The organism is Streptomyces odontotermitis (assembly GCF_050510915.1).
Classification (GTDB): Bacteria; Actinomycetota; Actinomycetes; order Streptomycetales; family Streptomycetaceae; genus Streptomyces.
In genome coordinates this window covers 43,254-69,931 of record NZ_JBNJLS010000017.1, presented here as the reverse complement: position 1 = coordinate 69,931, position 26,678 = coordinate 43,254, and the positions used below count along the sequence as shown (strand labels likewise).

Here is a 26,678-nt window from a genome sequence, read left to right as displayed (position 1 = left end):
ACCGACATGGCCGCCACCGCACGCACCCCCGACTCCGCCGCAGCCGCTCCCGCCGCCCCGAAGCCGAGCCTGCGCGAGCGGAAGAAGCAGAAGACCCGCGTCGCGATCCGCACGGCGACGTACCGGCTCATCACCGAGCAGGGGTACGACGCGACGACCGTCGAGCAGATCGCGGAGGCGGCGGAGGTCTCGCCGAGCACGGTGTTCCGGTACTTCCCCACCAAGGAAGACATCGTGCTCACCGACGAGTACGACTCGCTGATGGAGGCCCAGTTGCGGGCCCGGCCCGCGGACGAGCCGTTCCTCGCCTCGCTGCGGCACGTCATCCGCAGCTCCGTGACGCTCAGCGTCTACGACGCGATGGACCGCACGGACGAGACCCGCATCCGCACCCAGCTGATGATCGACTCGCCCGCGGTGCGCTCCCGGATGCTGGAGTCCATGTCGGTCACCGGCCGCATGATGTGCCAGGTCCTGGCCGACCGCACCGGCCGCGACGCCGACGACCTGGAGGTCCGCGCGTACTGCATGGGCATCGTCGGCGCGCTTCTGGAGGCGTCGATCTACTGGGGGGAGAACGGCTACAAGGACGATCTGCGGGACCTGGTCGACCGGGTCCTGGTGGCGTTCGAGGGCGGACTCACGGACTGAGCCCGCCCCCTCCTTCTCGCTGCTTCCCGCTACTTCCTGCTACTTCCTGCTACTTCCCGCTCAACGGGTCCAGCTGCTCGGCCAGTTGCTCCGCGTCCGTCGTCGGCGCGTGGCACACGAAGTTCCGGCACACGTACGCCGTCTCCCTGCCGTCCACCTCGGGCCGGTCCACCAGGAGCGGCAGCTCGGCCGCGTCCGCGCCGCCCGCCGGACCCGCCGCCACCACCGCGCCGGGCGCCCTCCCCAGCAGCGCCGTCCGGTGCAGCGAGCCGCCGACCGCCCCGACCACGGCCACCTCGCGCGGCCCGTCCAGGGCGGCCTCCGCGACCGCGAGGCCGTGCCCGATGAAGCGCGGGGCGCGCGGGCCGATGGCCGTGACGACGCCCAACGCCCGCTCGGCGGCGGTGCGATGGGGCTCGGAGCCGGTGTGCGCGGCGTACGAGAGCAGGGCTCCGGCGGCGGCGGTCCAGCCGGACGGGGTGGCGTTGTCGGTGGGGTCCTGGGGGCGCCGGATGAGGCGCTCGGCGTCGGCGGCCGTGTCGAAGAGGGCGCCGGTCTCCGGGTCCGTGAACTGGTCCAGGACGTGGTCGAGCAGGAACCCGGCGAACTCCAGCCACACCCCCTCCCCCGTCACCGACGCGAGCGCGAGGAAGCCCTCCGCGACGTCCGCGTAGTCCTCCAGCACCCCCGCGTTGGCGGCGGCCTGCCCGTCCTTGGAGGTGCGGGCGAGCCGCGCCCGCGGGTCCATGTGCAGACGTACGAGGAGGTCGCCCGCCGCGACCGCGGCCGCTACCAGGTCCGGGCGGCCGAAGTAGGCGCCGGTCTCGGCGAGCGCGGCGACGGCGAGGCCGTTCCAGGCGGCGACCACCTTGTCGTCGCGGCCGGGCGCGGGGCGCTCGGCGCGCGCGGCGAGCAGCCGCTCGCGGATGGAGGCGATCCGCCCGGCGTCGGCCAACTCACTGTCCCGCTGGGGCAGTTGAAGAACCGAGGCGCCCTTCTCGAAGGTGCCATCGGCCGTCACGCCGAAGTGGGCGGCCGCCAGCTCGGCGTCCGCGTCGCCGAGGGCCTCGCGCAGCTGCTCCGGGGTCCACACGTAGTAGGCGCCCTCGACATGGGCGCCCGTCGCGGGGTCCTCGCTGTCGGCGTCGAGCGCGGAGGCGAACCCGCCCTCGTTCGTACGGAGTTCGCGCACCATGAAGTCCGCGGTCTCCAGGGCGATGCGCCGCGCGAGCTCCGAGCCGGTGGCGCGCCACAGGTGGGCGTAGGCGCGGCACAGCAGCGCGTTGTCGTACAGCATCTTCTCGAAGTGCGGCACCACCCACTCGCGGTCCACCGAGTAGCGGGCGAAGCCGCCGCCGAGCTGGTCGTAGATGCCGCCGCGCGCCATCCGCTCACAGGTGTCCGCGGCCATCTGCAGGGCACCCTCCGCGCCGGTGCGGGCGTGGTGGCGCAGCAGGAACTCGATCACCATGGACGGCGGGAACTTGGGCGCGCCGCCGAAGCCGCCGTGCGTCGCGTCGTACTCCCGGACCAGGCCGAGCAGCGCCTGCGACAGCTCCTCCTCGCCGGGAAGGCCGCCCTCACCGAGCCCGAGGCGGCGCTCCGAGAGGTCCGCAACGATCTTCCCCGCGACCTCGGCGACCTCTTCGCGCCGCCCCGTCCACGCCTGGTGGACGCCCTCCAGGACCTGGGCGAAGGACGGCATGCCGTGGCGCGGCTCGGGCGGGAAGTACGTACCGAAGTAGAAGGGCTCGGCGTCCCCGGTCAGGAACACCGTCATGGGCCAGCCGCCCTGGCCCGTCGCGGCCTGCACCGCCTCCATGTAGACGGCGTCGACGTCGGGCCGCTCCTCGCGGTCCACCTTGATGTTCACGAACTTCTCGTTCATGAGCGCCGCGGTCTCCGCGTCCTCGAACGACTCGTGGGCCATGACGTGACACCAGTGGCAGGCGGAGTACCCGACCGAGAGGAGGACGGGCACCCCGCGCCTGCGGGCCTCTTCGAAGGCTGCGTCACACCACGGCCACCAGTCGACCGGGTTGTCGGCGTGCTGGAGCAGGTAGGGCGACTGCGAGTCGGCCAGTCGGTTCATACCGGCATCGTCGCACGAGTGGTCCGGGCGCTAGTTCTTCGGCGCCGCGAAGTGGTCACGGATGGCGTCGGTCTGCTTCTCCATCATGGCGATGATGCCCTCGACGGTCTCCGGGTCGTGGTCCTCGGCGATCGTCAGCTCGCGCGACCACTCGAAGTAGCTGCGGGCCGGGTCGTTGGTGATCTCCCGGACGCGGATCGTGGCCACATAGGCGTCGACGCCCGTCGTCGGGGCGATGGCGCGGTAGGTCTGGGAGCGGTCCACCTCGCTGCGGCCCGCGACCTCCTGCTGGACGAGGCCGTCGCAGAACACCAGCGTGAAGTCGTAGCGCGACGGCACCCGCTCCACCGCGCCGCCGTCGGCCCAGCCCACGTCCTTCGCCGCGGGACCGGACACGATCTGCACCACCTGGAGGGCGTCCCGGACCACGGACCAGACGGTGTCCGGGTCGGCCTCGACGATCGTCGAGTGGAACATCGTGTGCTTCCGCTGGATCGCCACGAGAACTCCTTTTCAGGCAAGGCGGATCCCTTGGGGAGCACCTTGCTTCGTCTTGCTGCGTCGCGCCTTGTGCGAGGAAGTACATCGCCGATGGTGCAGATCCGGCCAGGGCCGAAAGCTATGAAAAGGTCCGCAGACTGAGACAAGTCTTCGTGTCTTCCGTCACTGGCTGGCCTCGCCCGGCGGGCTGTCTACTCCTCAACGCACGTCGAACGAGCGGGAATTGTGCACGTACGAAAGGGAAAGCCTTGCCTGAGTCTTTGTCCGGTCGGCACATCGAGATCGTCTGGCCTGATCTGGGTATCACCGTCACCGCGGAACTGGACGGCCGCAACCCCGAGTTGGCAGACGCCCTGTGGGAGTCACTGCCCTACCAGAGCCTGCAGGGGCACGCGCTCGTGGCGGGCCAGCACCTGTACCACCACGTACCGATCCCCAAGCTGCTGCACGTACACCCCTCCGAGCGCATCGCCGACCGGCGCGACGCGCCCAACGGGACGGTGTTCTGCTCGGGGCTGCAGCATCTGGGCATCAAGTACGGCGAGTTGACCGAGCCGATGCCCGCGGCGCCCGTGGGCCGGATCCGGGACGCGGACATACCCGCCCTGGACGAGGCCGCGCAGGCGGTCTGGGACGCGGTCTACTCGACGAAGAAGGAGATCCTCGTCGAGGTCCGCAAGGCGGGCACGGCGGGCGGCCACAGCATCCCGCGCCTGACCGCCGCCGACGCCGCCGCCGACGGCCTGCTCCAGGACGTGTACGCGGAGACCGAGCGGATCTGGCTGACCGCGCCGCCCGAGCTCGACGACATGCACCGGGGCCTGATCCCCTCCGGCGCCGGGTCGTACGAGACGGTGCTGCCCACCCTGCTGTTCGTCAACGGCGAGACCCGCCCGCTGGGTTACGCCAGCTACGGCGGCCTCGTCCGGGCCGCCGTCGGGGACATGCCGATGGACTCGCTGCGCCAGATGACCCGGCTGCTGGTCGGCGTCCCGGCCGAGTTCCTCGGCTACTGCGGCCTGGAGAAGCTGTGGGGCTTCACCCAGCGCTTCCTGGCCTGCCTCGACGACCTCGACCGCGACGACTTCCTGGCCGTGGTCAGCCAGATGGCGCTCTACATCAACTGCCTGGGCGGCTGGAACCTGCACCTGTTCCCGTGGGACGCCACCGACGGCCTGCGCCAGCTGCGCTCCGCCGAGGCGGTCCGCCCGTCATGAGCGCCCTGCCCCACAGCGCCCTGCCCGACCGCACCGACGCCCTCGTCATCGGCGGCGGCGTCATCGGCACCGCGATCGCCTGCGAACTCGCCGAGGCCGGGGTCGGCACCGTCCTGCTCGAGCGCGGCACGCTCGGCTCGGGCTCGTCCGGGTCCACCGCGAACGTCGTACGGACCTACTTCCCCGGCGAGGCCCGCACCGGCGCCCTCGCCGTGCGCAGCATGGCCGCGTACCGGTCCTTCGCCGAACGGACCGGAACCCCGCTCGGCCTGGAGCGCGTCGGCTTCATGGTGCTGTTCACCGAGGAGCGGCAGGTCGAGGAGTTCCACCGGGACCACGCCGCCCAGCGCGAGGCGGGCGTGGACGTCCAGCTCGTGTCCGCGGCCGAGGCGGCACAGCTGAACCCGCTGCTCGACGAGAGCACGATCCTGGCGGCGGCCTGGTCGCCCGAGGCGTACTCCTGCGACCCGGTCGCGATCGTGCGCGGCTACGCCGCGGCGGCCCAGGAGGCCGGGGCGGTCCTGCGCACGGAGACCCCCGTCACCGGCATCGACCCCGACGGGCGGGTCCACACCCCGGCGGGCAGCATCCTCGCGGGCACCGTCATCTGCGCGGCCGGCGCCTGGTCGGGAGAGGTGGCCGCGCTGGCGGGCGTCCGGCTCCCGGTGGCCCCGGAGCCCATCGAACTGCTCCTCACGGACCCTCCGGCACAGCCGGCCGGCGCCCTGCCGATGACGCTGCACCCCTCCAGCCTGCGGATCCGCGCCTGGAAGGACCGCATCCTCGTCGGGATGGGCCGCCCCCAGGACGGCGAGTCCCGGGACGCCTGGCTCCAGCGGCTCGCGCGGCAGCTCGGCACCACCTACCCGGCGCTCGACGGCATCCGGCTGCGCCGCGGCTGGGGCGGTGCCCTCGACGCCAGTCCCGACGGACTCCCCCTCATCGGCCGCGCCCCCTCCCGCCCCTTCCTCTACGCGGCGGGGTTCTCGGGCCAGGGACTGTGCCAGGCGCCCGCGGCCGGAGAGCTCGTCCGCGACCTCTACCTCGGCAAGGAAGGCAACTGACATGAAGGTCCTGGGGTGGAACGGCTTCACCCGCGTCTCGGACTTCTTCGCCGAGCACTTCGGCGCGGTCGGCACCGAGAAGCACTACCTCCTCGGCCATGACGCGGGCGCCTCGCTGCTCGTGGACGGCGAACTGGTCGCGGCCGTCGAGGAGGAGCGGCTCAACCGCGAGAAGAAGACCACCGACTTCCCGGTCAACGCGGTCAACTGGTGCCTCGAGCAGGCAGGGTTGGACTTCTCCGACATCGACCTGATCGCCATTCCGTGGAACTGGTCCGCCGAGGTCGAGGAAGAGATCGTCGCGGACATCACGGCGGCGCCGATGGAGCCCGCGGCACGGGAGTACCTCGTGGCCGCCATGCGCAAGCTGTTCGCCGAGGTCGTCAGCCCCGAGGCGGTCCTCGCCGACTTCGCCGCGCGCACCGGCTTCACCCCTGACCCGGCCAAGGTGGTGTTCGTCCCGCACCACCTCGCGCACGCCATGACCGGCTGGTACCTGGCGGGCGGGAAGGACGCCGCGTTCCTCGTCAGCGACGGCCGCGCCGAGCGGTTCTCCACGCTGCTCGGCGAGATCCGCGACGGCCGGATCCGCGTCTTCGACGAGTCGACCATCGGCGCCGAGCACTCGATCGGGCTCCTCTTCGGCGCGATCACGCGGTTCCTCGGCTTCGTGCCCAACAACGACGAGTACAAGGTCATGGGCCTGGCCGGATACGCCGATCCGCCGGCGGTGAACCCCTTCGTCGAGCACCTCGTCGAACTGCACGAGGAGGGGCGCTACACCTTCATCCGGCCCCTGGAGACCGATGACCCGCGCAGCCTGGAACCCGTATTCGAGGAGTACTTCGGCCCCCGGCAGGACACCCTGGAATACCAGGCCCGGGTGGCCGCGGCGGCCCAGGAGATGCTCGGCGTCGTCACCCGCCACCAGGTCCGCGCCCTGGAGGAGAAGTCGGACCTGAACCACCTGCTGTTCGAGGGCGGCGTGGCACTGAACTGCCTCAACAACACGCCGTTGCTGGAGGGTTCGCGCTTCGACGACATGGACGTGAGCTTCGGCGCCAGCGACACGGGAATCGTCATCGGCGCCGCGGTGCACGCCTGGGTCAACCACCCCGACAGGAAGGGAGAGTTGACGTTCCCGTCGCGGGTCACCCCGTATCTCGGGCCGGAGTACGACGACGCGGCGATCGAGCGGACGCTGCGGGACTTCGACGGGCGGGTGCGCTGGACCCGGCTGAGCGACGACGAGGTCGTCGACCAGGTGGCGAAGCTGCTCACCGAGAAGACCGTCGTCGGCTACTTCGAGGGGCGGGTCGAGCACGGCCCGCGGGCCCTGGGGCACCGCAGCATCCTGGCGAACCCCAGCTTCCCGGACATCAAGGACATCATCAACACGAAGGTCAAGCACCGGGAGCCGTTCCGCCCGTTCGCCCCGCTCGTCATCGAGTCGGACGCGCCGAGGGTCTTCGAGATGGGGCGCAAGTCCCGCTCCCCGTACATGACGTTCGTGTTCCCGGTGCGGCCGGAGTTCCACGAGGTCATCCCCGGGGCGACCCATGTGGACGGCACGTCCCGGGTGCAGACGGTCACCGACGAGGACACCCCTCGCCTCGCGGCCCTGCTGCGCAGGTTCACGGCCCTGACCGACGTCCCCTGCCTGATCAACACCTCGTTCAACGTGGCGGGCGAGCCGATCGTGTGCACTCCGGCCGACGCGCTGAACTGCTTCCTGGGCACGGAGATCGACCACCTGGTCCTCGGCAACCACCTCGTCACGAAGGTCTGAGCGGCGTGCGCACGACGCTGCTGTTGCTGCGGCACGGTGAGACGGCGCTGACCGCGCACCAGCGGCTCTCGGGCAGCGGCGGAGACGATCCGCCGCTGTCCGGCACGGGCCGCGGGCAGGCGGACGCCGCGGCCGAGTTGCTCGCGGCGCGCGGCGGTGTCCAGGCCGTGGTGTCCTCGCCGCTGCGCCGGTGCCGGGAGACGGCCGGGGCCGCGGCGCGCCGCCTCGGCCTGGCGGTGCGGGTCGACGAAGGGCTGCGCGAGGCGGACTTCGGCGCCTGGGAGGGGCTGACGTTCGCCGAGGTGCGCGAGCGGTACCCGCGGGAGTTCGCGGCGTGGCAGGCGGACCCCGCGGCGGTGCCGGGCGGCACGGGCGAGAGCTTCGCGTCCGTGACCAACCGGGTCGAGCAGGCCCGGGACAAGCTGCTCGCGGAGTACGCGGGCCAGGTGGTCCTGGTCGTCTCGCACGTGGCGCCGCTGCGCACCCTGGTCCGGCTCGCGCTCGGCGCACCGCCGCGGACGCTGTTCCGGATGGACCTCGCGGCGGCCTCGCTGTCCAAGGTGACGTACGACGGGGCGGGCGAGGCCACGCTGCGCTGCCTCAACGACACCTCGCACCTATGACCCAAGACCCCCGTAGAGCAAGCGATGAGGCCGACGCCCGGTGTTCGTGCACCGGGCGTCGGCCTCATCCGTCTCGACAGCGACCGACCTCAACAGCGGTCGATACGGTCAGTAGTCGATGCGGTCCGTCTTGGCCAGCCACGCGTCGAACGGCGCCGTGCGGTTCGGCAGCTCGATCCGCTCGACCGACATCGGCCACAGCTCCGGCGACTTCTTCTCGAGCAGGTCGTAGAAGCGGCGGTCGTCGAAGCCCGCCACCGCGGCGTCGTCACGGTCGGCGGCGAAGTAGACGCGCTCGACGCGGGCCCACAGCGCGGAGGTCAGACACATCGGGCACGGCTCGCACGAGGTGATCAGGACACAGCCCTCGAGCGAGAAGGTGCCGAGCTCCTTGCAGGCGGCGCGGATCGCGCTGACCTCGGCGTGCGCCGTGGGGTCCAGGTTCTCGGTGACGTGGTTGTTCTCAAGAGCGACGATCTCGCCGTCCTTGGCGATCAGCGCGCCGAAGGGACCGCCTCCGTTGTTGACACTCTCGACGGCACGGTTGATCGCCTTGTCCAGCCAGGCGCGCTCGAGCTCGAGGGTGCTCGTTTCCAGGGTGTGCGCGGTCACTGTCGCTCCTTTTCGGAGGTTGGTGGAGGATTCCCCGGGCCGCGCTGCGGGTTCGCGGTTTCGGGTCGTTCTTTTCGAGCCAGGAGACCGAAGTCCCTTACGTGTTTCGTTCACGTGCTGTTAACGCGGAATAACGCAAGTACACCCGGCCGCCCCCTCCGAGGGTCAGTCACCGAAACCATGAAGGAAGTGACTGGTCGGCCGACCTGGCTTGTAGATTCACATGAAAGGTGACCCTCAGCGAGTGCACGTATTTGCCTGCGGAACCAAAGGCGGGCAAAAAGGTCTCTCCCGGCGGCAAGATCAAGACAGGGAGGCCCTCGCGCCCCCGCCCCCCACGCAGGACACTTGTGACCAGACGCGTCGTGTACGTCGGAGGGGGACCCTGTGCGAGAGAGCCATCGGGCCGAAGCCGAGCGCCTTCTGGTGCGTGCGGTGGAGGAGGAGGTCCGCCGCTCGGGCGGGCGCGTCGACGGTCCGGTGCTGCTCTCCCGGGCGCGCGGCGCACTCGACGGGATGGCGAGGACCGCGGCCGAGGAGTACGAGACGTACACCAAGGCCCTGGACGAGGCGGCGGCCGGACAGATCGGCTTCGGGCAGCGGTTCGCGAAGGAGAAGGCCGGAACCCCCTTACTGGTGACCGCCGTTGCCGCGGTCGCGGCGGGCGTCGCCGACGTGGCGCTCGGTACGGACGGCTCCACGGCCCTCGCCGCCGGGGCGGCCGTCGGCGTGGTGGGCGCGGCCGTGACCGTCGGCAAGGTCGCCGCAGCGCATCTGCCCGCCGCCAGCCGCCACGCGGGCGCGGTGGGCCAGCCCGGCGGCCCCGAGCAGCTGCGCCTGCAGTGGCTGACGGCCCTGGAGGTGCGCGGCGTGCGCCCCTTCTTCGACCAGCAGCGGGTCCTCGCCTCCAGCTCCGGCACGAAGACCGCGGCGGCGCCCCAGCTGCGCCGCACCGACAAAAGCGCGGCCGCGCGGCGCCGGGCCGTCCTGGAGCAGTCGTTCGGCCAGCTGCCGCAGCCCGAGGGCCCCTTCTCGGGGCGGCGGGCCGAGCTCGGGCAGATAGGCCAGTGGGTGCGGGCGGCCCGCGCGAGCACCGACACCCGGCCCACGGTGGTGGTGCTGCACGGCGCACCGGGCGCGGGCCGCACGACCCTCGCCGTCCGGGCCGCGCACGAGCTGCGCGACCAGTTCCGGGGCGCGTGCGTGGTGGACCTGCGCGGCGACAGCCCCACGGACCCGCCCCTGACCACCCGGGACGCCCTCCTCCACCTCCTGAACCGCCTCGGCGCCCCTCGAGAGCAGCTCCTGTTCCGTGAGCGGTCCACCCAGGACCAGCAGGTCAGGCGCCTGGCCGAGCTCTATCACCAGCAGCTGACCGGCCTGCCCGTGACGGTCGTCCTGGACGACGCGAGCGACCCCGAGCAGGTCCGTGCCCTGATCCCGGAGCGCTCCGACAGCCTGGTCCTGGTCACCGCCCGTGACGCCCTGGAACTCCCCGACGACCTGGCCGCCTGGGTGCACCACCTGCCGGTGGAGGCGCTGGACGCGGCGGGCGCCGAGGAGCTCCTCGCGGCGTCGGCGGCCCCCGAGGCGCACGCCCCGTACGACGCCGAAGCCACCGAATCCGTACGGGAGTTGTGCGGCGGTCTCCCGCTGGCGCTGCGCATCGCCGGGTCCGCGCTCGGCCCCCGTACGCCCGCGGAGCTGGCCGCCGACCTCGCGGCGTACGGCCCCGCCGGGTCGGCCACGGCGATCAGTCCCGTCGAGCGGGTCCTGTGGCTGCGCTACACCGACCAGTCCGAGCCCGCCCGCCGGCTGCTGCGGCGCCTCGCCCTCGCCGGGCGCGCCTCGCTCGGGGCGGCGGCCGCGGCGGCCCTGCTCGGCACCGACACCCGGGACCCGCAGACCGCCGAGCGCCACCTGGCCGAGCTCTCCCGGGCGGGCCTGGTCGACCGCGTACGGGGCAGCCGCTACCGCCTGCACGACCTGGTGCGCGCCTTCGCGCAGGCCCGCCTCCTGGACGAGGAGGAGCCGGGCGAGCGCACCGCCGCCCAGGAGCGCCTCATCGTCAGCTACAGCGAGCTGGCGGACGCGGTGATCCGCCTCGTCGACGGCAAGATGTCGACGCGCGCGGGCCAGTTCGACGGCCACGGCTTCACGTCCCTGGACGCCGCGCTGCGCTGGCTCGACGACGAGTCGAGCTTCATCACGGCGGCGCTGCGGCACGCGGAGGGCGTCAACCAGGACGCGGTCCTGCGCCTCCTCGGCGCGCTCTGCGACTACTGCCTGCTGCGCGGCGACCTCTACCGCCTCGGCGAGATCAGCGAGCTGACGCAGGCGGTCGACCAGGGCCTCCTCGTCCGCTCCGTGCAGTGGCGCACCGGCATCGCCTCGCGCCAGCTCGGCGAGCTGGACCAGGCCCGCACGACGCTCACCTCCGTCGTCGACCTCTACTTCGAGGCCCGCCACGACGCGGGCGCGGCCCTGGCCCTGTGCTCCCTCGGCATCACGCTCCACCACCAGGGCCAGCTCACGGAGGCGGCGGAACGCCTCCACGAGGCCCTCGCGCTCCAGTCCGCCGAGGCCCTCGCGGGCGACCGCGCCTGGACCCTGCACGCCCTGGCCGCGGTGGAGCGGGACCGCTCGCAACTGGCGGACGCCCTGGCCCACTTGGAGGAGTCGCTGCGGCTGCACCGGGCCAACGAGTCGATGCACGGCGAAGCCTGGGCCCACTTCCAGCTGGGCCAGCTCTGTCTGCGCCTCGGCGACGTGCCCCGCGCGGAGGCCGAACTGCGCGAGGCCCTCGGCCTGTACGGCAAGACCCGCGACGGCCGCGGCGAAGCCTGGGCCCTGACCCAGCTGGCCCGGGCCCGCCTGGTCGACGGCGACGCGACGGCGGCCTGCGAGTCCCTGCGCCACGCCGTCTCCCGGCACCGCGACAACGAGGACGCGCGCGGCGAGGCGTGGTCGGCCTACTACCTGGGCCAGGCCCTGGAGGAGACGGGCAACCTCGACCAGGCGGTCCGCGAGCTGGAGCGCTCCCGCACGATGTTCTCGCGCATGCGCGACGTCTACGGTCTGGCCTGCGCCCGCCACCACTCCGCCCGCGTCACCCGCGACCAACGGGCCGCCCAGACCGGCTCGTTGCGCAACTCCGGCTTCGCCCGCCAGCTCCTGATGGACGCCCGCGCCGACTTCCAGCGCATCGGCGTCGCCCACGGCGAGGCGTGGACCTGCCTGGAGCTCGCGGTGGTCGACGCGGGCAACACCCGCGCCGCCCAGGCCCTCTCCCTCTGCGACGACGCCCTGGAGCTCTTCACCTCGTACGGCGACCACCGGGGCGCCGACTGGGCCCGCTTCCTGCGCTGCACCCTGCTGCCCTTCGCCTCCCCGGGCGGCTCGGAGGTGGGCACGGCGGTGGCGCTGGAGGACCTGTCCGAACTGGCCCGCTCCGGCCACCCGACGCGCGACGGGAAGCTGGACGCGTACGTGGAGGCGTACCAGCTGATGCTGGAGCGGGGCGCGGACCTGGAGGCCGGGTGGCAGGCGTGGCGCCTGGGGATGGTGCCGGACCGGCATGCGCGGGAGGTCATGGGGGTCAGCGGAACCGGGACTCCCTAGGCCCTTCCCCCGTGGGCTCCCCGCGGGCTCCGCGCGGACGTCGGGACGTCGGCGGACGCGCCCGTGCGGCATGCGGCACCCCTTGAAGTCCCGGTGGCGAGGGACCAAGCCTCGCGCGCCGGGATGAGAGTGCCTCTTACGGGATGAGAGTGCCTCTTATCGGCTCCGCCCGCTCGCGCCACCGGGCACGGGCGGGCGGAGTCGCTACTTCTGCGGCGCCGCGCCCGGCTCCGCGGCCGCCTTGTCCGACGACTCCTTGAAGTCGACCTTCCGCATGTGCTTGTTCATCGACTTCATCAGGCCCCAGACCGCCAGAGCCATCACCGCGAAGACGATGAACCCCAGGACGCCGGGGGTCACCTTGTCGTCGTCGACCTCCTTGGCGAGGGGGACGAGGTGCGTCAGTGCCAGATCTACTCGCGCGCTCATATCAGGCATTGTCGCGGATGCCCGCAAAGAGGTCGTCCTCGGGGAGGGAGGTATCGACGAGAGACTTCGCCAGCTCGTACTCCTCGGTGGGCCAGACCTCCTTCTGGAGCTCCATCGGGACCGTGAACCAGCCGCCGTCGGGGTCGATCTGCGTGGCGTGCGCGATCAGCGCCTTGTCGCGGATCTCGAAGAAGTCGCCGCACGGGATGTGCGTGGTCAGCGTCCGCTCGACCCGCTCGAACTCGTCCCAGCGCTTGAGCCAGTCCCCGTACGGCGACTCCAGGCCCCGGTCGAGCAGCGCGTGGTGCAGCGCCTCGGTGCGGGGGCGGTTGAAGCCCTGGTTGTAGTAGAGCTTCTGCGGCTGGAACGCCGGGCCGAACTCCGACTCCGGGTACTTCTCGGCGTCCGCCGCGCCCTCGAAGGCCACCATCGTGATCTTGTGGGTCATGATGTGGTCAGGGTGCGGATAGCCGCCGTTCTCGTCGTACGTCGTGATGACCTGCGGCCGGAACGAGCGGATCTGCTTGACCAGCTCCCCCGCCGCCTTGTCGACGTCCTCCAGCGCGAAGCAGCCCTCGGGCAGCGGCGGCAGCGGGTCGCCCTCGGGCAGCCCGGAGTCGACGAAGCCGAGCCACTCCTGCTTGACGCCGAGGATCTCGCGCGCCTCGTCCATCTCCTTCTTGCGCACCTCGTGGATGTGCTCCTGGATGTAGGCGTCGCCCTGGAGCTTCGGGTTCAGGATGTCGCCGCGCTCGCCGCCCGTGCAGGTCACGACGAGCACGTCCACCCCCTCGGACACGTACTTGGCCATGGTGGCCGCGCCCTTCGACGACTCGTCGTCGGGGTGGGCGTGAACGGCCATCAGTCGCAGCTGCTCAGTCAAGACAAGATCCTCAGCGGTGATAAAGGTCAGCGGGACGCCCTCGGTCGGTGCACGCAATTATCAGGTGCCGCCCCGCAGGGGCGTCGATGAGGGGCGGCGGTCGGGTGGCGGGTGGGAGGCTTCTATAGTGACGGAACCGGGGGGCGGAAAATTCCGGCATCCCCCTGTCCTGGAGGACGATCATGAGTGCGGTCAGCGGCGGCGACCTCGACGGCTCGGCCGCGCAGATCCCCGCTCAGCGCCCCGAGGGCCGCTACGGCCGCTCCTCGGACGAGCGCGCCGACCGCACTCTGAAGCTCGTGGGCGCCGCACTCGGCGCGGTGCTGCTCGTGGTGATCGGCTGGTTCGCCTACCACTACGTCGCCGGGACGAAGATCAGCGCCGAGGTGATCACGTTCGACCCGGTCTCGGACAAGGCCGTGAAGGTCCACCTCGAAGTGCGCAAGGACGCCGACGCGAACGGCTACTGCACGGTGCGCTCGCAGGCGAAGGACGGCTCCGAGGTGGGGCGCGCGGACTTCCGCTTCGACCAGGACTCCGGCCGCATCGACAAGGTCGTCACCCTGCGTACGACGGGGCGCGGCAACACCGCCGAGCTGCTCGGCTGCCACGCGGACTGACCCGTCAGCCCCGGGCCGCCGCTGCCGCCCCGCGCTCCCCGGCGGCCACATACCGCCTCACCTGCGTTGACGTATTTCTGATGGCTTATGTCCTCCCCCTCGCGCGCCTGAATTGTTAGGCTCGTGGTTTCGCCCACCCGTGAGGGAACATCCTTCTGGGTAGGGCGTGCTTTGTATTCCCAGTACCTACGAGGAGCACCTGTGACCCAGACCAGCGAGAACGTCACCTGGCTCACCCAGGAGGCGTACAACCAGCTCAAGGCCGAGCTGGAGTACCTGTCTGGTCCTGCGCGCACCGAGATCGCGACCAAGATCGCGGCGGCGCGCGAGGAGGGCGACCTGCGGGAGAACGGCGGGTACCACGCGGCCAAGGAGGAGCAGGGCAAGCAGGAGCTCCGCGTCCGGCAGCTGACCCAGCTCCTGGAGCACGCGAAGGTCGGCGAGGCCCCGGCCGCGGACGGCGTGGTGGCTCCCGGCATGGTCGTCACGATCGCCTTCGACGGCGACGAGGACGACACCCTGGAATTCCTGCTCGCCTCCCGCGAGTACGCGAGCTCGGACATCGAGACGTACTCGCCGCAGTCCCCGCTGGGTTCCGGCGTGAACGGCAAGAAGATCGGCGAGGACGCGGAGTACGAGCTGCCGAACGGCAAGCTCGCCTCGGTGAAGATCCTCGCGGCGAAGCCGTACCAGGGCTGACCGCCCCGCGGACCAGACCGTACGCCAGAGCCCCCGGCACACGCTGTGTGCCGGGGGCTCTGGCGTACGCGCCCCCTTCGCGCGGGCCCTCGCGGGCGTCGTTGCCCCTTGAGGCAGTGCACGAAGAGCCAATGGCGGCGCCCGTGCGGCCGACCCGAGGATGATCCGCGCGGGGCGGCCCCGAGCCGTCCCGTTTCCTCAGCAGAAGGAGTTGCGATCTCGTGCAGATGAAACACTCCCTCGCGGCCACCGCCACGGCCGTCGCGCTGCTCGCCGGTGGTGCCGCCACCGCCACCGCGGCGCAGGATTCCGCCCCTGCCCACAAGAGCACCGTCAGCTCCCAGCAGGTCGAGGCCAAGAAGGCCGCCAAGCTGACGCCGCTGTACCCGAAGAAGCACAAGAAGAACGGGAAGTGGCGCATCTACGCGCAGGCGAAGGTCAACAAGGGCGGCAAGCTGCCGAAGGGCGCGGTGGCCTGCGTCTCGCTGCTGCAGGCCCACCCGTACACACCCGACCTGGAGGTGGCCAACTCCTGCTCGAAGAAGAAGCGGCGCACCGGCCTGTTCTGGACGTCGGCCCAGGCGAGCCCCTGTGGGTCGTACAAGTCCCTGTCGTACTACAAGTACAAGGGCAAGACGCACCAGTTCAAGCGCAGCAGGAGCGTCGCGTACTGCATCTGAGCGCGCGTGGGGCGGGACCCCGGGTCCCGCCCCACGTCGGTGTCAGGCCGTGGCCGAGCGGTACTTGCGGACCGCCAGCGTCCGGAAGACCACGATGATCAGGACGGACCAGATGATCGAGGCCAGGACCGGCTGTTCCATGGGCCAGGCGCCGGTCAGTGACTTGGGCTGGCCCGCGATGGTGTTGCCGAAGAGCTGGCGGGCCGCCGCGACGGTCGCGCTGAAGGGGTTCCACTCGGCGACGTGCTGGAGGAACGTGGGCATGCCCCTGACCGGCACGAAGGCGTTCGAGATGAACGTCAGCGGGAAGAGCCAGATCAGGCCGCCGGAGGTGGCGGCTTCCGGGGTGCGCACCGACAGGCCGATGAGCGCGCCGATCCACGAGAACGCGTAGCCGAGCAGGAGCAGCAGGGCGAATCCCGCGAGCACCTTGGCGAAGTTCTCGTGCGTGCGCCAGCCGACGAGCAGGGCGACGACCGCGAGCACGACCAGCGTGAGAGCGGTCTGCACCAGGTCGGCGAGGGTGCGGCCGGTGAGCACCGCGCCGCGGGCCATCGGCAGCGAGCGGAAGCGGTCGATGAGGCCCTTGTGCATGTCGTCCGCGATGCCCGCGCCGGCGCCCGCCGTGGCGAACGTGACGGTCTGGGCGAAGATGCCCGCCATCAGGAACTCGCGGTACGCCTGGGCGTTCCCGGGGGGTGCGCCGGGGATGTTGATGGACCCGCCGAAGACGTACGTGAACAGCACCACGAACATGATCGGCTGGATCAGGCCGAAGATGACCATCTCCGGTATGCGGCTCATGCGGATCAGGTTGCGCTTGGCGACGACCAGGGAGTCCCTGATCGACTGGCCGATGCCACCGGATCCGGCGGGGGCCAGGCTCGGCACGGTGTCGGTCACGGCGCTCACTTGGCCGCCTCCTTCTGGGACTTGGCCTGGGACGCGGCCTCCTGGGATCCGGCCCCGTCCCCGTCGTCCTCCTCCTTCTCCGCGGCGTGGCCGGTGAGGGAGATGAAGACGTCGTCGAGGGTGGGGCGGCGCAGACCGATGTCGTCGATCTCGACGCCGCGCTGGTCGAGCTCGCGGATGACCTCGGCGAGCAGCTTGGCGCCGCCGACCACCGGGGCGATGAGTTTGCGGGTGTGCTCCTCGACCGCCGGGGCCGCGCCGTCCTTGGAGAAGGCGCGCAGCACCTCCGCCGCGATCGGCAGCTGTTCCCGGCCGTGCACGACGATCTCGACGCGCTCCCCGCCGGTCCGGGCCTTGAGCTCGTCCGACGTGCCGCGCGCGATGACGCGGCCGTGGTCGACGACGCAGATGTCGTGCGCCAGGTTGTCGGCCTCTTCCAGGTACTGGGTGGTGAGCAGGAGGGTCGTGCCGCTGCCCACGAGGTCCCGGATCACGTCCCACAGGGCCTGGCGGTTACGGGGGTCGAGGCCCGTCGTCGGCTCGTCCATGAACATCACGGGTGGCCTGACCACCAGGGCGGCGGCGAGGTCGAGGCGGCGGCGCATGCCTCCGGAGTACGTCTTCGCCTGGCGGTCGGCGGCGTCCGTGAGGTTGAACTGCTCCAGCAGCTCACCGGCCCGCTTCTTCGCGTCCCGCGCACTCATCTGGTAGAGCTGGCCGACCATCTGGAGGTTCTCCCGGCCGGTCAAGTACTCGTCCACCGCGGCGAATTGGCCCGACAGGCCGATGGAGCGGCGCACGCGGTTGGGATGCTTCAGGACGTCGATGCCGGCGACGAGAGCCGTGCCGCTGTCGGGCGTGAGGAGCGTGGTCAGACAGCGGACCGTCGTCGTCTTCCCCGCGCCGTTCGGCCCGAGGAGGCCGAGGACCGTGCCCTCCGGGACATCGATGTCGACGCCGTCGAGCGCTTTGACGTCACCGAAGGTCTTCACCAGACCTTCCGCGTAGATGGCGCCTGGCATGAGAGTTCTCCCAGCAGTTGGGTCACTTCTGAGGAAAAGCTTAGATTTGTCCGCCTCTGCCCGCCCGGCGGCAGCCCGCCCGACGCGACTCACCATAACGCGATGTATCGCGTCTCACAAGAGATTTTCCCCGAGGTGCGGGGCCCTCGGGGAGCCGCCCGCCCCGGGGAGCCGCCGCCCCTGCGCCCTGTCAGTCCATGACCGTGTAGCCGGACTTCCGCAGCGCCGTGCTCACTTCCGTGCAGTGCACGGGCCCCTTCGTCTCCAGCTGGAGCTCGACCTCGACCTCCGTGAGCCCGAGCCGCGGATCGGTCCTGACGTGGCTGATGTCGATGACGTTGGCGTCCACCTCGGACAGCACCCCGAGCAGCGTCGCCAGGGCGCCCGGCCGGTCCGTCAGGCGCAGCCGCAGCGACAGGTAGCGGCCCGCCGCGGCCATGCCGTGGCGCAGGATGCGCTGCATCAGGAGCGGGTCCACGTTGCCGCCCGACAGGAGCGCGACCACCGGGCCCTCGAAGCCGTGCGGATCGCTCAGGAGGGCCGCCACCGGGCTCGCACCCGCCGGCTCGACCACCAGCTTGGCCCGCTCCAGGCAGAGCAGCAGCGCACCGGACAGCGCGTCCTCGGAGACGGTGACGACGCCGTCGAGCAGCTCCTCGATGATCTCGAACGGGACGTCGCCGGGGCGGCCCACCTTGATGCCGTCCGCCATCGTCGAGGGGTTCACGACCGACACCGGGTGCCCGGCCGCGAGCGAGGGCGGGTAGGCGGCCGCGCCCCTGGCCTGCACGCCGATCACGCGCACGTCCGGGCGCAGCGTCTTCACGGCGACAGCGATCCCCGCGGCGAGCCCGCCGCCCCCGACGCCCACGAGCAGCGTGCGCACCTCCGGGCACTGCTCCAGGATTTCAAGGCCGACCGTGCCCTGGCCCGCGATGATGTCCGGGTGGTCGAAGGGGTGGATGAAGACGGCGCCCGTCTTCTCCGCGTACTCCTCGGCGGCGGCCAGCGTCTCGTCGACCACCTGACCGTGCAGCCGGACCTCGGCGCCGTAGTCGCGCGTCGCCGCGACCTTGGGCAGCGGGGCGCCTGCGGGCATGAAGACCGTGGCGCGCACGCCGAGCAGCGAGGAGGCGAGGGCGACGCCCTGCGCGTGGTTGCCCGCGCTCGCCGCGACCACGCCCGCGGCCCGCTCCTCCGGCATCAGGCCGGCGATCCGCACGTACGCGCCGCGCAGCTTGAACGAGCCGGTCCGCTGGAGGTTCTCGCACTTCAGGTGCACGGGGGCGCCCACCAGCTGGGACAGGTGGTGGCTGTTCGCCATGGCGGTGATCCGGGCCACGCCCGAGAGCATCTTCTGGGCACCGCGCACATCGTCGAGGGTCACCTTCGGCAAGGAGTCACGTGTGCGGTAGCTCATGACGGCAAGTCTCCCAGTTCACGCCGGGTGGCTCCTCCCGGGACCACGGGTCGAGACTGGTTTGTGCAGCGCAGGTACGGGCGGCGCCCCGGCCGCGTACCCTGTCCCCCACACCGACGCCCCTCTCCATGAAGCGAGCCCACGGCCATGCCCACAACTCCGGACATGACGACCGCCAGTGACACCGGCCTTCTCGACACCCTGCAGCACCAGGTGGCAGTTTTCGCCCGCCGTGCCGAGCAGACCCGCCTCGGCGGCGTCGGCCAGGTCCGCAACTCCATGGACCGCGCGGCATATCTGCTGCTCAACCGCCTGGACAAGGAAGGCCCGATGGGCGTCAAGGCGCTCGCCGCGAGCATGGGCATCGACTCCTCGACGGTGACCCGCCAGGTCGCGCCGCTGGTCGACACCGGTCTCGTCAAGCGCACCTCGCACCCGGAGGACGGGCGGGCGGTGGTGCTCCAGCTGTCGCCGCGCGGCCAGGCGCGCCTGGACGAGGTGCGTTCGTCGCGGCGCTCGCTCATGGCGGAGCTGACGGAGGACTGGGAGCCGGAGGAGCGCGAGAGCTTCTGCGCGCTCCTCACGCGCTTCAACTCCGCTCTCTCCGCACGCCAGTCCGCCCACGGGGCGGCGGTCGTGGAGCCCCAGGCCGACTGAGGCGCAGGTCGCCCCCTCCCGTAACTGAAGCCGGGATTCCGCTCGTTGCCCGCCCGCACCGCGGAGAATCAGCCACCTCCCGCCTCTTGACCCTGCCCCGCGGCTGGCCTCAGATGAGACCGAAGTCCCCTTCGGGAGGCGCGGTGCGCAGACGGCAGGCGTCCCAGAACGCCCGCCGTGCCCGGGAGTTCGAGGCGTTCGTCGCGGGCGCGGCAGGGCGGCTCCTGCATGCCGCGACGCTCCTCACCGCGGAGCCGCCGGACGCCAACCCACGCGCGCGGGCCCTCCTGACGGGCGCGCTCGCCCACACGTACGCGAGCTGGGACCGGCTGCGCGGCGAGGACCCGTACGACCGGGCCCGCCAGCAGCTGGCCATCCGGTTCCTGCGGGCCGCGTGGCGGATGCACCGGGGCCACGGCGGGATCCTGGCGCGACTCTCCCCCCAGGAGCGGCTCATTCTCGTGCTGCGGCTCTACGAAGGGGTGGCCGAGGAACAGACCGCGGCGCTCCTCGCACTGCCCACCGAGCGCGTCTCGGCCGTCTGCGCCCGCGCGACGGCCACCGTCCTGCACCCGCCGCGCGGCCCGGCGCCGAGCCGGGCCCTGGGCGAGGCGGCGCCGTCATGAGGGTTCCGGTGCGGGAAGAGAGCGTTCCGGTGCGGGAAGAGAGTGTTCCGGTGCGGGAGGCGGTGACCTCATGAGTCAGCACGAGCGCAAGGAGAGCGCGGTCCGCCGCATCCTGGACGCCGCCCCGCCCTCCGTGCCGCCCGAGCTCTACGAAGAGGCGGTGCGGCGCGGAGGGCGCATCCTGCGGCGCCGGACGCTGCTGCGGCGCGTCCTGTGGCTGCTGCTGTTCGCCGCCTCCGTGGCGTTCATCGTGTGGGCGGCGGCGGTGCACCCCTGGGTGGAGCCGCCGTCGGACACGACTCCACCCGTGACGGGCTGGTAACGCCCTTCTGCGGCAGCGGCGTTACGGATGTCAGCCCAGGGCCTGCTGCAGGTCGGCGATCAGGTCGTCGGCCGACTCGATGCCCACGGAGAGGCGCACGAGGTCGGCGGGGACCTCCAGGGCCGAGCCCGCCACCGAGGCGTGCGTCATGCGGCCCGGGTGCTCGATCAGGGACTCCACGCCGCCGAGGGACTCCCCGAGGGTGAACAGCTGCGCCTTGTTGCAGACCTCCACGGCGGCCTCCTCGCCGCCCTCGACCTGGAAGGACACCATGCCGCCGAACGCCCGCATCTGCTTGGCGGCGATCTCGTGGCCGGGGTGCTCCGGGAGGCCCGGGTAGAGGACGTTCGTCACGCGCGCGTGCCGGGAGAGCAGCTCGGCGACCTTCGTGGCGTTCTCGCTGTGCCGGTCCATGCGCACGGCGAGGGTCTTGATGCCGCGCAGCACCAGCCAGGCGTCGAAGGGCCCGGCGACCGCGCCCATCGCGTTCTGGTGGAACGCCAACTCCTCGCCCAGGGACGGGTCGTCGACGACGAGGGCGCCGCCCACGACATCGGAGTGCCCGCCCATGTACTTCGTCATGGAGTGCACGACGACGTCGGCGCCGAGCGCCAGGGGCTGCTGGAGGTAGGGGCTGGCGAAGGTGTTGTCGACGACGAGGCGGGCCCCGGCGTCCTTGGCGATCTGCGCGACCGCGGCGATGTCGGTGATGCCGAGCAGCGGGTTGGAGGGGGTCTCCACCCAGATCGCCTTCGTACGGGGGGTCACGGCGGCCCGGACCGAGGCGGGGTCGGAGGTGTCGGCCACGGACCACTCCACACCCCAGCGCGAGACGACCTTCGCGAAGAGCCGGAACGTGCCGCCGTACGCGTCGTTGGGGATGACCACGTGGTCACCGGGGCTGAGCAGCGTACGCAGGAGGCAGTCCTCGGCGGCGAGTCCGGAGGCGAAGGCGAGCCCACGGGTGCCCCCCTCCAGGGCGGCGAGGTTCTCCTCCAGGGCGGTGCGGGTGGGATTGGCGCTGCGGCTGTACTCGTAGCCGCCGCGCAGTCCGCCGACGCCGTCCTGCTTGTACGTCGACACCTGGTAGATGGGCGGAACGACGGCGCCGGTCAGCGGGTCGGCGGTGTTGCCCGCGTGGATGGCGACGGTCTCGAAGCTCTGGCCGGGGTGCGAGCTCTGGCTGCGGTGCGTATCGGTCATGCGGCCAGAGCGTAATGCGGCGGGGGTGCCCCGCGCCGGGCGAGGCGGCGGAAGGGCGGGCTCCGCGGGCGCAGGTTGGCCAATTGTCGGAGCAGTCTGGTTCGCTTGGAGGCATGGAGATTCTCTGGGTCCTGATGGCGGTGCTTCTGATGGGGGCGGCACTCGGCCCGTTCCTGCTGCGCAGGCGCGGGATCCGGCGGGTCGCCCCGGGCTCCCCGGACGCGGCGGACCCGGCGAACTACGGCTTCACACGCCAGGAGGACCTCGACATCCGCGTCCCCGGCCCGGACGACGACCTCCTCGAGGTCCTCTCCCTGGTCCAGCGCACCCAGGACTGGCGGGCCGCCTCCCAGCTGCTCGCGGGCACCGAGGTCCACGGCGAGCGCCGCTGGCAGCGCGTCCAGGCGTTCGCGGGCGCGGCCTCCCTGGAGCTCCAGCAGCGTCCCGGCGGGGTCAGCGACACCCCCGGCGGGCAGTGGCTGCGGGTCTGGCGGGCCGAGGCGCCCAAGGACGCCGGGGGCGCGGCGGTGCACGCGGAGTTCCTGGTCCAGCAGGCGTGGCGCACGTCGACGCGCGGGACGGACGAGTTCCGCATCATCCTGGAGGAGGCGAAGGAAGCCTGCTCCCAGGCCGCCCTCCTCTCCCCCGGCGACCCCATCCCGTACATCATCGAACTCTCCATCGCGCGCGGACTGGCGTACTCCCGCGAGGAGTTCGAGCAGCTGTGGCTGAAGATCCTCGACCGCGCGCCCGCGCACATGGGCGCGCATCTGGCGGCGCTGCACTACTGGTGCGAGAAGTGGCACGGCTCGCGCGACCTCGCGTACAACTTCGCGGAGGCGGCCGCGGCCCGCGCCCCGCAGGGCTCGCTCCTCGCCGCCCTCCCCCTCTTCGCGGTCCACGAGCACCTTCCGGAGGTGAACCTGGTCCGCGGCTTCTACCAGAGCGAGGTCGTGACGAAGGCGGTCGAGGGCGCCCTCTACGCGGTCCACTCCGCCCGCGCCGACGACCCGGTCCTCCCCCACGTACGCCACCTCCTGGTCCTCTTCCTTGTCCGCAGCGAGCGCTGGGCGGAGGCCATGAACCAGCTGCTCCAGGTGGACGGCCACGTCGGCGCGCTCCCCTGGACCCTCTCGGAGGACCCGGCGGCGGAGTACGCGGTCTACCGGGCCCTGGCGGTCGGCGGCTACGAGGCGAACGGGGGCAGCCCGGCGACGCTGCCGCACTGACGCCGTGGGCGGCACGCCCCTGGACGGCACGCCCTGGAATGCCCGCCACCCCCCAAACGTTGAAGTCCGTGCACGCAGTGCAACGCCAAGCACACCAAGCACACCAAGCAAAGCCGCCCCCTCCGGAGGACACCCGATGCTCATCGGCCGCCGCAGCCCGCAGCTCCCCACCCAGGAGGAGGCCCTGAAGGGCCGCCCCACCCCCGAGTTCGAGGTGCCCTCCCGCCACACCGTGCTCGGCAACGCACTCCTCGGCCCCTACCCCGACGGCCTGGAGGTCGCGGACTTCGCCCTCGGCTGCTTCTGGGGCGCCGAGCGCAAGTTCTGGCAGACGGAGGGCGTCTGGACGACGTACGTCGGCTACCAGGGCGGCTACACGGAGAACCCCTCGTACGAGGAGGTCTGCTCCGGCGTGACGGCCCACGCGGAGGCGGTCCGCGTGGTCTTCGACCCGACCCGCGTCTCCTACCCGGAGCTCCTGAAGCTCTTCTGGGAGTCCCACGACCCCACGCAGGGCTTCCGCCAGGGCAACGACGTGGGCACGCAGTACCGCTCCGCGATCTACACCCACTCCCCCGCCCAGCAGGCCGCCGCGGAGTCCTCCCGCGACGCCTACCAGAAGGTCCTCACGGCCTCGGGCCACGGCGAGATCACCACGGCCGTCCTCCCCGCCGAAGACCGCCCCTTCTGGCCGGCGGAGCCGTACCACCAGCAGTATTTGGACAAGAATCCGGCGGGGTACTGCGGGATCGGCGGGACGGGGGTCTCCTGCCCGATCGGTGTGGCGCCCGCCGACGGATGAGGAACTCAAGTTCTCCAGAGGTCGACGCTCTCGCCCGCCGGGCGCTCGACGCGCTGGACGAGCGCTACAGGAACGTCACAACAGCCGATGGGGGCGCCGAACTCGCCCAGTACTGGCGCCCCTTGGCGGAAGGCCGTGAGGGCCGTTGGTGGTGGCTGCGCAGGCCGGCGACGCTGCCGACGGGTTGGTGACGAGACCACTGCCCGCGCTTCGCACCCGGTGTCCCCGCAGCCGGCCAGGGGCGCCAGTTGAAGGCACGGCGCATGGTCAGCCGACGCCAGGTACGCACATCACGCCTGCCGCTGCTGCGCCCCCGCCCGGCTCGCGTCCGTCCCCCAGCTGGAGAGCAGCCGCAGCGCCTCCGCCGAGGAGGAGTCCGGCTCCGCGTGGTACGTGATCAGGGACTGGTCGTGGTCGTCGGGCAGGCGCAGCGTCTCGAAGGAGAGCACCAGCTCGCCCACCAGGCCGTGGTGCATCCGCTTCACCCCGTGCCCCTTCTCCCGCACGTCGTGGGTGGCCCACAGCGACCTGAACTCCTCGCTCTTGAGCGACAGTTCGCCGACGAGCGCGGCCAGCTGCGGGTCGTTCGGGTAGCAGCCCGCGTCCATCCGCAGATGGCTGACGATGTCCGACGCCTTCTTGTCCCAGTCCACGAACAGGTCCCGCATGGCCGGGTCGAGGAAGCAGAGCCGCGCCCAGTTCCGCTCCTGTGCGGGCAGCGCGCCCCAGTCGCCGAAGAGCGCCGCCGCGAGCCGGTTCCACGCGAGGATGTCCGCGCGCCGCCCCACCACGTACGCCGGGACGCCCTCCATCGCGTCGAGCAGCTGCCGCAGCGCGGGCCGCACCTGCTGCTGCGGGCGCACCTGCTTCTTCTTCTTGTGCTGCGGCGGCTTCGCCAGATGCGTGAGGTGCGCGTGCTCGGCGTCGGTCAGCCGCAGCGCCCGGGCGATCGCGTCCAGGACCTCCACCGAGACATTGCGGCCGTTGCCCTGCTCGAGCCGGGTGTAGTACGCCACCGAGACCCCGGCGAGCTGGGCCAGCTCCTCGCGGCGCAGGCCCGGGACCCTGCGGTGCCTGCCGAAGTCCGGGAGCCCGACGTCCGAGGGCTTCAGGCGGGCCCGGCGGGTGCGCAGGAACTCGCTGAGCTCGGCACGGCGGTCCAGGGTTCCCGGGGGCGCGGGAGCGCCGGGGCTTCCCGCGGTGCCCGGGTTCTCGGTGGGCTTCATGACTTCCAGTATCCAAGGTCGTACGCCGTCGAACCTGACCCCACCAGTAGTAGGACCGCTGGTCGTAGGCAGAACGGAGACCTGGGTGGCGGCCCGCCGAATCGGCAGCCTGGAGGCATGAGCGCAGCTACGGACAGCACCACCACGAACAGCACGAACGCCGCCGTCAGCGCGGACGGCACCCGCGTCGCCGCCTGGGCCGCCCCCTCCGCCAAGGCCCCGCTGGAGCGCACCACCATCCCGCGCCGCCCGGTCGGCGCCACGGACGTACGCATCGAGATCAAGTACGCCGGGATCTGCCACTCCGACATCCACCAGGCCCAGGACGGCTGGGGCGAGGGCATCTACCCGATGGTCCCCGGCCACGAGATCGCCGGTGTCGTGACGGAGGTCGGCCCCGCCGTCACCAAGTTCGCCGTCGGCGACCGCGTGGGCGTCGGCTGCCTCGTCGACTCCTGCCGCGAGTGCGACAACTGCAAGGCGGGCTTCGAGCAGCACTGCACCGGCGGCAACGTCGGCACGTACAACGCCATCGGCAAGGACGGCGAACCCACCTACGGCGGCTACTCCACGCACGTCGTCGTGGACGAGGCGTTCACGGTCCGCATCCCCGACGCCCTCTCCCTGGACGTCGCCGCACCGCTCCTGTGCGCGGGCATCACCACGTACTCCCCGCTCAAGCGCTGGGGCGCCGCCCCCGGCAAGAAGGTCGCCGTGATCGGCCTGGGCGGCCTCGGCCACATGGCCGTCAAGATCGCGCACGCCATGGGCGCCGAGGTCACCGTCCTCTCCCAGTCGCTGCGCAAGAAGGACGACGGCCTGAAGCTGGGCGCCGACCACTACTACGCGACCAGCGACCCGCAGACCTTCGAGGAGCTCGCCGGCTCCTTCGACGTGATCGTCTCCACGGTCTCCGCACCGCTGGACTTCGGCGCGTACCTGGGCCTGCTCGGGACGCGCGGCACCCTGGTGAACGTCGGCGCCCCCGAGGAGCCGGTCTCCCTCAACCTCTTCTCGCTCATCGGTGGCAACAAGACCCTCGCCGGTTCGGCGATCGGCGGCATCGCCGAGACCCAGGAGATGCTGGACTTCTGCGCCGAGCACGGCCTCGGCTCCGAGATCGAGCTGATCCGCGCGGACCAGATCAACGAGGCGTACGAGCGGGTCCTCGCCAGCGACGTCCGCTACCGCTTCGTGATCGACGCGGCGACGATCGGCTGATCCTTCCTGATGGCTTGTTCCGGCCTCCGACCAGGGGTCTAGGACGCGCGGAGCAAAGGGCGGGGACCGTTGGGAGGATGGCAACTCCCGGTCCCCGCCCTAGCGTTGTCCGTGCACCACAAGCAGCAGCAGTAGCAAGCAGTGGCCGCCGAAGGAGGCACGCACCATGTCCGTCGAGCTGAACCACACCATCGTCGCCGCCCACGACAAGAAGGCGTCGGCACACTTCGCCGCCGACCTGCTGGGCCTCGAAGTCGCCCCGCAGTACGGCCCGTTCCTGCCGGTCGTCACCGCGAACGGGGTCGCCCTCGACTACATGGAGGTGTCCGCCGACGAGCCGATCACGCCGCAGCACTACGCGTTCATCGTCGCGGACGAGGAGTTCGACGCGATCTTCGGCCGCATCAAGGACGCGGGCCTGACGTACTGGGCCGACCCCATGCACACGCGCGTGAACGAGATCAACACGAACGACGGCGGCCGGGGCGTGTACTGGGACGACCCGAACGGCCACGTCCTGGAGATCATCACGAAGCCGTACGGCAGCGGTTCCTGAC

At 71.6% G+C, this 26,678-nt stretch carries 26 protein-coding genes; 16 read left to right on the top strand and 10 right to left on the bottom strand.

All coding sequences use genetic code 11. The annotated features are described in order from the left end of the window. The first annotated feature begins 6 nt into the window (after positions 1-6). Entirely contained in the window at positions 7-651 is a 645-nt protein-coding gene (locus ACQB60_RS33715; RefSeq protein ID WP_496929911.1) for a TetR/AcrR family transcriptional regulator, read from the top strand. 49 nt (positions 652-700) lie between these two features. Here the strand turns inward: ACQB60_RS33715 and ACQB60_RS33710 are convergent, their stop codons facing one another. After that, positions 701-2,743 carry a thioredoxin domain-containing protein gene (locus ACQB60_RS33710; RefSeq protein WP_496929910.1) on the bottom strand — a complete coding sequence of 681 codons (2,043 nt, stop codon included), beginning with the start codon at positions 2,741-2,743 and terminating at the stop codon, positions 701-703. A 30-nt stretch (positions 2,744-2,773) separates the two neighbouring features. After that, positions 2,774-3,244, bottom strand: coding sequence for an SRPBCC family protein (locus ACQB60_RS33705; RefSeq protein WP_496929909.1), 471 nt, complete (start codon positions 3,242-3,244; stop codon positions 2,774-2,776). A 248-nt stretch (positions 3,245-3,492) separates the two neighbouring features. Here ACQB60_RS33705 and ACQB60_RS33700 point away from each other — a divergent pair, with 248 nt between their 5' ends. Genes ACQB60_RS33700 through ACQB60_RS33685 form a run of 4 tightly spaced genes read left to right on the top strand, consistent with a single transcriptional unit; the run spans position 3,493 to position 7,937 of the window. Next, positions 3,493-4,461 (top strand): cucumopine synthase-related protein, encoded by a 969-nt coding sequence (locus tag ACQB60_RS33700; protein WP_496929908.1) that lies wholly within the window; start codon positions 3,493-3,495, stop codon positions 4,459-4,461. Next, the gene (locus tag ACQB60_RS33695; RefSeq protein WP_496929907.1) at positions 4,458-5,525 is read left to right on the top strand and encodes an NAD(P)/FAD-dependent oxidoreductase; all 1,068 of its coding nucleotides are present in this window, start codon (positions 4,458-4,460) and stop codon (positions 5,523-5,525) included. The genes ACQB60_RS33700 and ACQB60_RS33695 overlap by 4 nt, the downstream gene beginning before the upstream one ends. 1 nt (position 5,526) lies before the next feature. Continuing rightward, on the top strand, positions 5,527-7,314 hold the full coding sequence (locus ACQB60_RS33690) for a carbamoyltransferase family protein (protein ID WP_496929906.1): 1,788 nt from the start codon (positions 5,527-5,529) through the stop codon (positions 7,312-7,314). Between the two features lie 5 nt (positions 7,315-7,319). Beyond that, positions 7,320-7,937 (top strand): histidine phosphatase family protein, encoded by a 618-nt coding sequence (locus ACQB60_RS33685; protein WP_496929905.1) that lies wholly within the window; start codon positions 7,320-7,322, stop codon positions 7,935-7,937. A gap of 108 nt (positions 7,938-8,045) precedes the next feature. Here the strand turns inward: ACQB60_RS33685 and ACQB60_RS33680 are convergent, their stop codons facing one another. Next, positions 8,046-8,549, bottom strand: a complete 504-nt coding sequence (locus tag ACQB60_RS33680; protein ID WP_496929904.1) for a nucleoside deaminase — start codon at positions 8,547-8,549, stop codon at positions 8,046-8,048. Positions 8,550-8,936: 387 nt separating this feature from the next. Between ACQB60_RS33680 and ACQB60_RS33675 the strand changes: the two genes are divergently transcribed. Then, positions 8,937-12,170, top strand: coding sequence for a tetratricopeptide repeat protein (locus ACQB60_RS33675; RefSeq protein ID WP_496929903.1), 3,234 nt, complete (start codon positions 8,937-8,939; stop codon positions 12,168-12,170). A gap of 204 nt (positions 12,171-12,374) precedes the next feature. Here ACQB60_RS33675 and ACQB60_RS33670 read toward each other — a convergent pair whose 3' ends face one another. Next, positions 12,375-12,608, bottom strand: coding sequence for a hypothetical protein (locus ACQB60_RS33670; protein WP_496929902.1), 234 nt, complete (start codon positions 12,606-12,608; stop codon positions 12,375-12,377). Further along, positions 12,601-13,482, bottom strand: a complete 882-nt coding sequence (gene mca, locus ACQB60_RS33665; protein WP_496929901.1) for a mycothiol conjugate amidase Mca — start codon at positions 13,480-13,482, stop codon at positions 12,601-12,603. Before mca ends, ACQB60_RS33670 begins: the two co-directional genes overlap by 8 nt. 182 nt (positions 13,483-13,664) lie before the next feature. Between mca and ACQB60_RS33660 the strand changes: the two genes are divergently transcribed. The 3 genes from ACQB60_RS33660 (at position 13,665) to ACQB60_RS33650 (ending at position 15,481) form a co-directional block, all read left to right on the top strand. Continuing rightward, the gene (locus ACQB60_RS33660; protein WP_496929900.1) at positions 13,665-14,102 is read left to right on the top strand and encodes a DUF4307 domain-containing protein; all 438 of its coding nucleotides are present in this window, start codon (positions 13,665-13,667) and stop codon (positions 14,100-14,102) included. 201 nt (positions 14,103-14,303) lie between these two features. After that, on the top strand, positions 14,304-14,801 hold the full coding sequence (gene greA, locus ACQB60_RS33655) for a transcription elongation factor GreA (protein WP_496929899.1): 498 nt from the start codon (positions 14,304-14,306) through the stop codon (positions 14,799-14,801). A gap of 221 nt (positions 14,802-15,022) precedes the next feature. Further along, positions 15,023-15,481, top strand: a complete 459-nt coding sequence (locus ACQB60_RS33650) for a hypothetical protein (RefSeq protein ID WP_496929898.1) — start codon at positions 15,023-15,025, stop codon at positions 15,479-15,481. Between the two features lie 42 nt (positions 15,482-15,523). Here ACQB60_RS33650 and ACQB60_RS33645 read toward each other — a convergent pair whose 3' ends face one another. The 3 genes from ACQB60_RS33645 to ilvA form a co-directional block, all read right to left on the bottom strand. Further along, entirely contained in the window at positions 15,524-16,393 is an 870-nt protein-coding gene (locus ACQB60_RS33645) for an ABC transporter permease (protein WP_496929897.1), read from the bottom strand. Then, the gene (locus ACQB60_RS33640) at positions 16,390-17,415 is read right to left on the bottom strand and encodes an ATP-binding cassette domain-containing protein (RefSeq protein WP_496929896.1); all 1,026 of its coding nucleotides are present in this window, start codon (positions 17,413-17,415) and stop codon (positions 16,390-16,392) included. Before ACQB60_RS33640 ends, ACQB60_RS33645 begins: the two co-directional genes overlap by 4 nt. Before the next feature lie 190 nt (positions 17,416-17,605). Beyond that, complete coding sequence (gene ilvA / locus ACQB60_RS33635) at positions 17,606-18,835, bottom strand: threonine ammonia-lyase (protein ID WP_496929895.1); 1,230 nt, start codon at positions 18,833-18,835, stop codon at positions 17,606-17,608. 147 nt (positions 18,836-18,982) lie between these two features. On the opposite strand from ilvA, the gene ACQB60_RS33630 reads away from it, so the two are divergent. The 3 genes from ACQB60_RS33630 to ACQB60_RS33620 all read left to right on the top strand — a co-directional run bounded on the left by ACQB60_RS33630 (position 18,983) and on the right by ACQB60_RS33620 (position 20,440). After that, complete coding sequence (locus ACQB60_RS33630; protein ID WP_496929894.1) at positions 18,983-19,492, top strand: MarR family winged helix-turn-helix transcriptional regulator; 510 nt, start codon at positions 18,983-18,985, stop codon at positions 19,490-19,492. Between the two features lie 143 nt (positions 19,493-19,635). Continuing rightward, entirely contained in the window at positions 19,636-20,118 is a 483-nt protein-coding gene (locus ACQB60_RS33625; protein WP_496929893.1) for a sigma factor-like helix-turn-helix DNA-binding protein, read from the top strand. 70 nt (positions 20,119-20,188) lie between these two features. Further along, positions 20,189-20,440 (top strand): hypothetical protein, encoded by a 252-nt coding sequence (locus ACQB60_RS33620; RefSeq protein WP_496929892.1) that lies wholly within the window; start codon positions 20,189-20,191, stop codon positions 20,438-20,440. A 30-nt stretch (positions 20,441-20,470) separates the two neighbouring features. Here the strand turns inward: ACQB60_RS33620 and ACQB60_RS33615 are convergent, their stop codons facing one another. Further along, entirely contained in the window at positions 20,471-21,643 is a 1,173-nt protein-coding gene (locus ACQB60_RS33615; protein WP_496929891.1) for a cystathionine gamma-synthase, read from the bottom strand. Between the two features lie 113 nt (positions 21,644-21,756). Between ACQB60_RS33615 and ACQB60_RS33610 the strand changes: the two genes are divergently transcribed. After that, positions 21,757-22,872, top strand: a complete 1,116-nt coding sequence (locus ACQB60_RS33610) for a hypothetical protein (RefSeq protein WP_384846436.1) — start codon at positions 21,757-21,759, stop codon at positions 22,870-22,872. A gap of 136 nt (positions 22,873-23,008) precedes the next feature. Then, the gene (msrA, locus tag ACQB60_RS33605; RefSeq protein ID WP_496929890.1) at positions 23,009-23,674 is read left to right on the top strand and encodes a peptide-methionine (S)-S-oxide reductase MsrA; all 666 of its coding nucleotides are present in this window, start codon (positions 23,009-23,011) and stop codon (positions 23,672-23,674) included. Positions 23,675-23,964: 290 nt separating this feature from the next. Here msrA and ACQB60_RS33600 read toward each other — a convergent pair whose 3' ends face one another. Then, positions 23,965-24,900 (bottom strand): helix-turn-helix domain-containing protein, encoded by a 936-nt coding sequence (locus tag ACQB60_RS33600; protein ID WP_496929889.1) that lies wholly within the window; start codon positions 24,898-24,900, stop codon positions 23,965-23,967. Positions 24,901-25,017: 117 nt separating this feature from the next. Between ACQB60_RS33600 and ACQB60_RS33595 the strand changes: the two genes are divergently transcribed. Beyond that, positions 25,018-26,121, top strand: coding sequence for an NAD(P)-dependent alcohol dehydrogenase (locus ACQB60_RS33595; protein WP_496929888.1), 1,104 nt, complete (start codon positions 25,018-25,020; stop codon positions 26,119-26,121). Between the two features lie 166 nt (positions 26,122-26,287). Beyond that, complete coding sequence (locus ACQB60_RS33590) at positions 26,288-26,677, top strand: VOC family protein (RefSeq protein WP_384846446.1); 390 nt, start codon at positions 26,288-26,290, stop codon at positions 26,675-26,677. Position 26,678 lies beyond the last annotated feature (1 nt).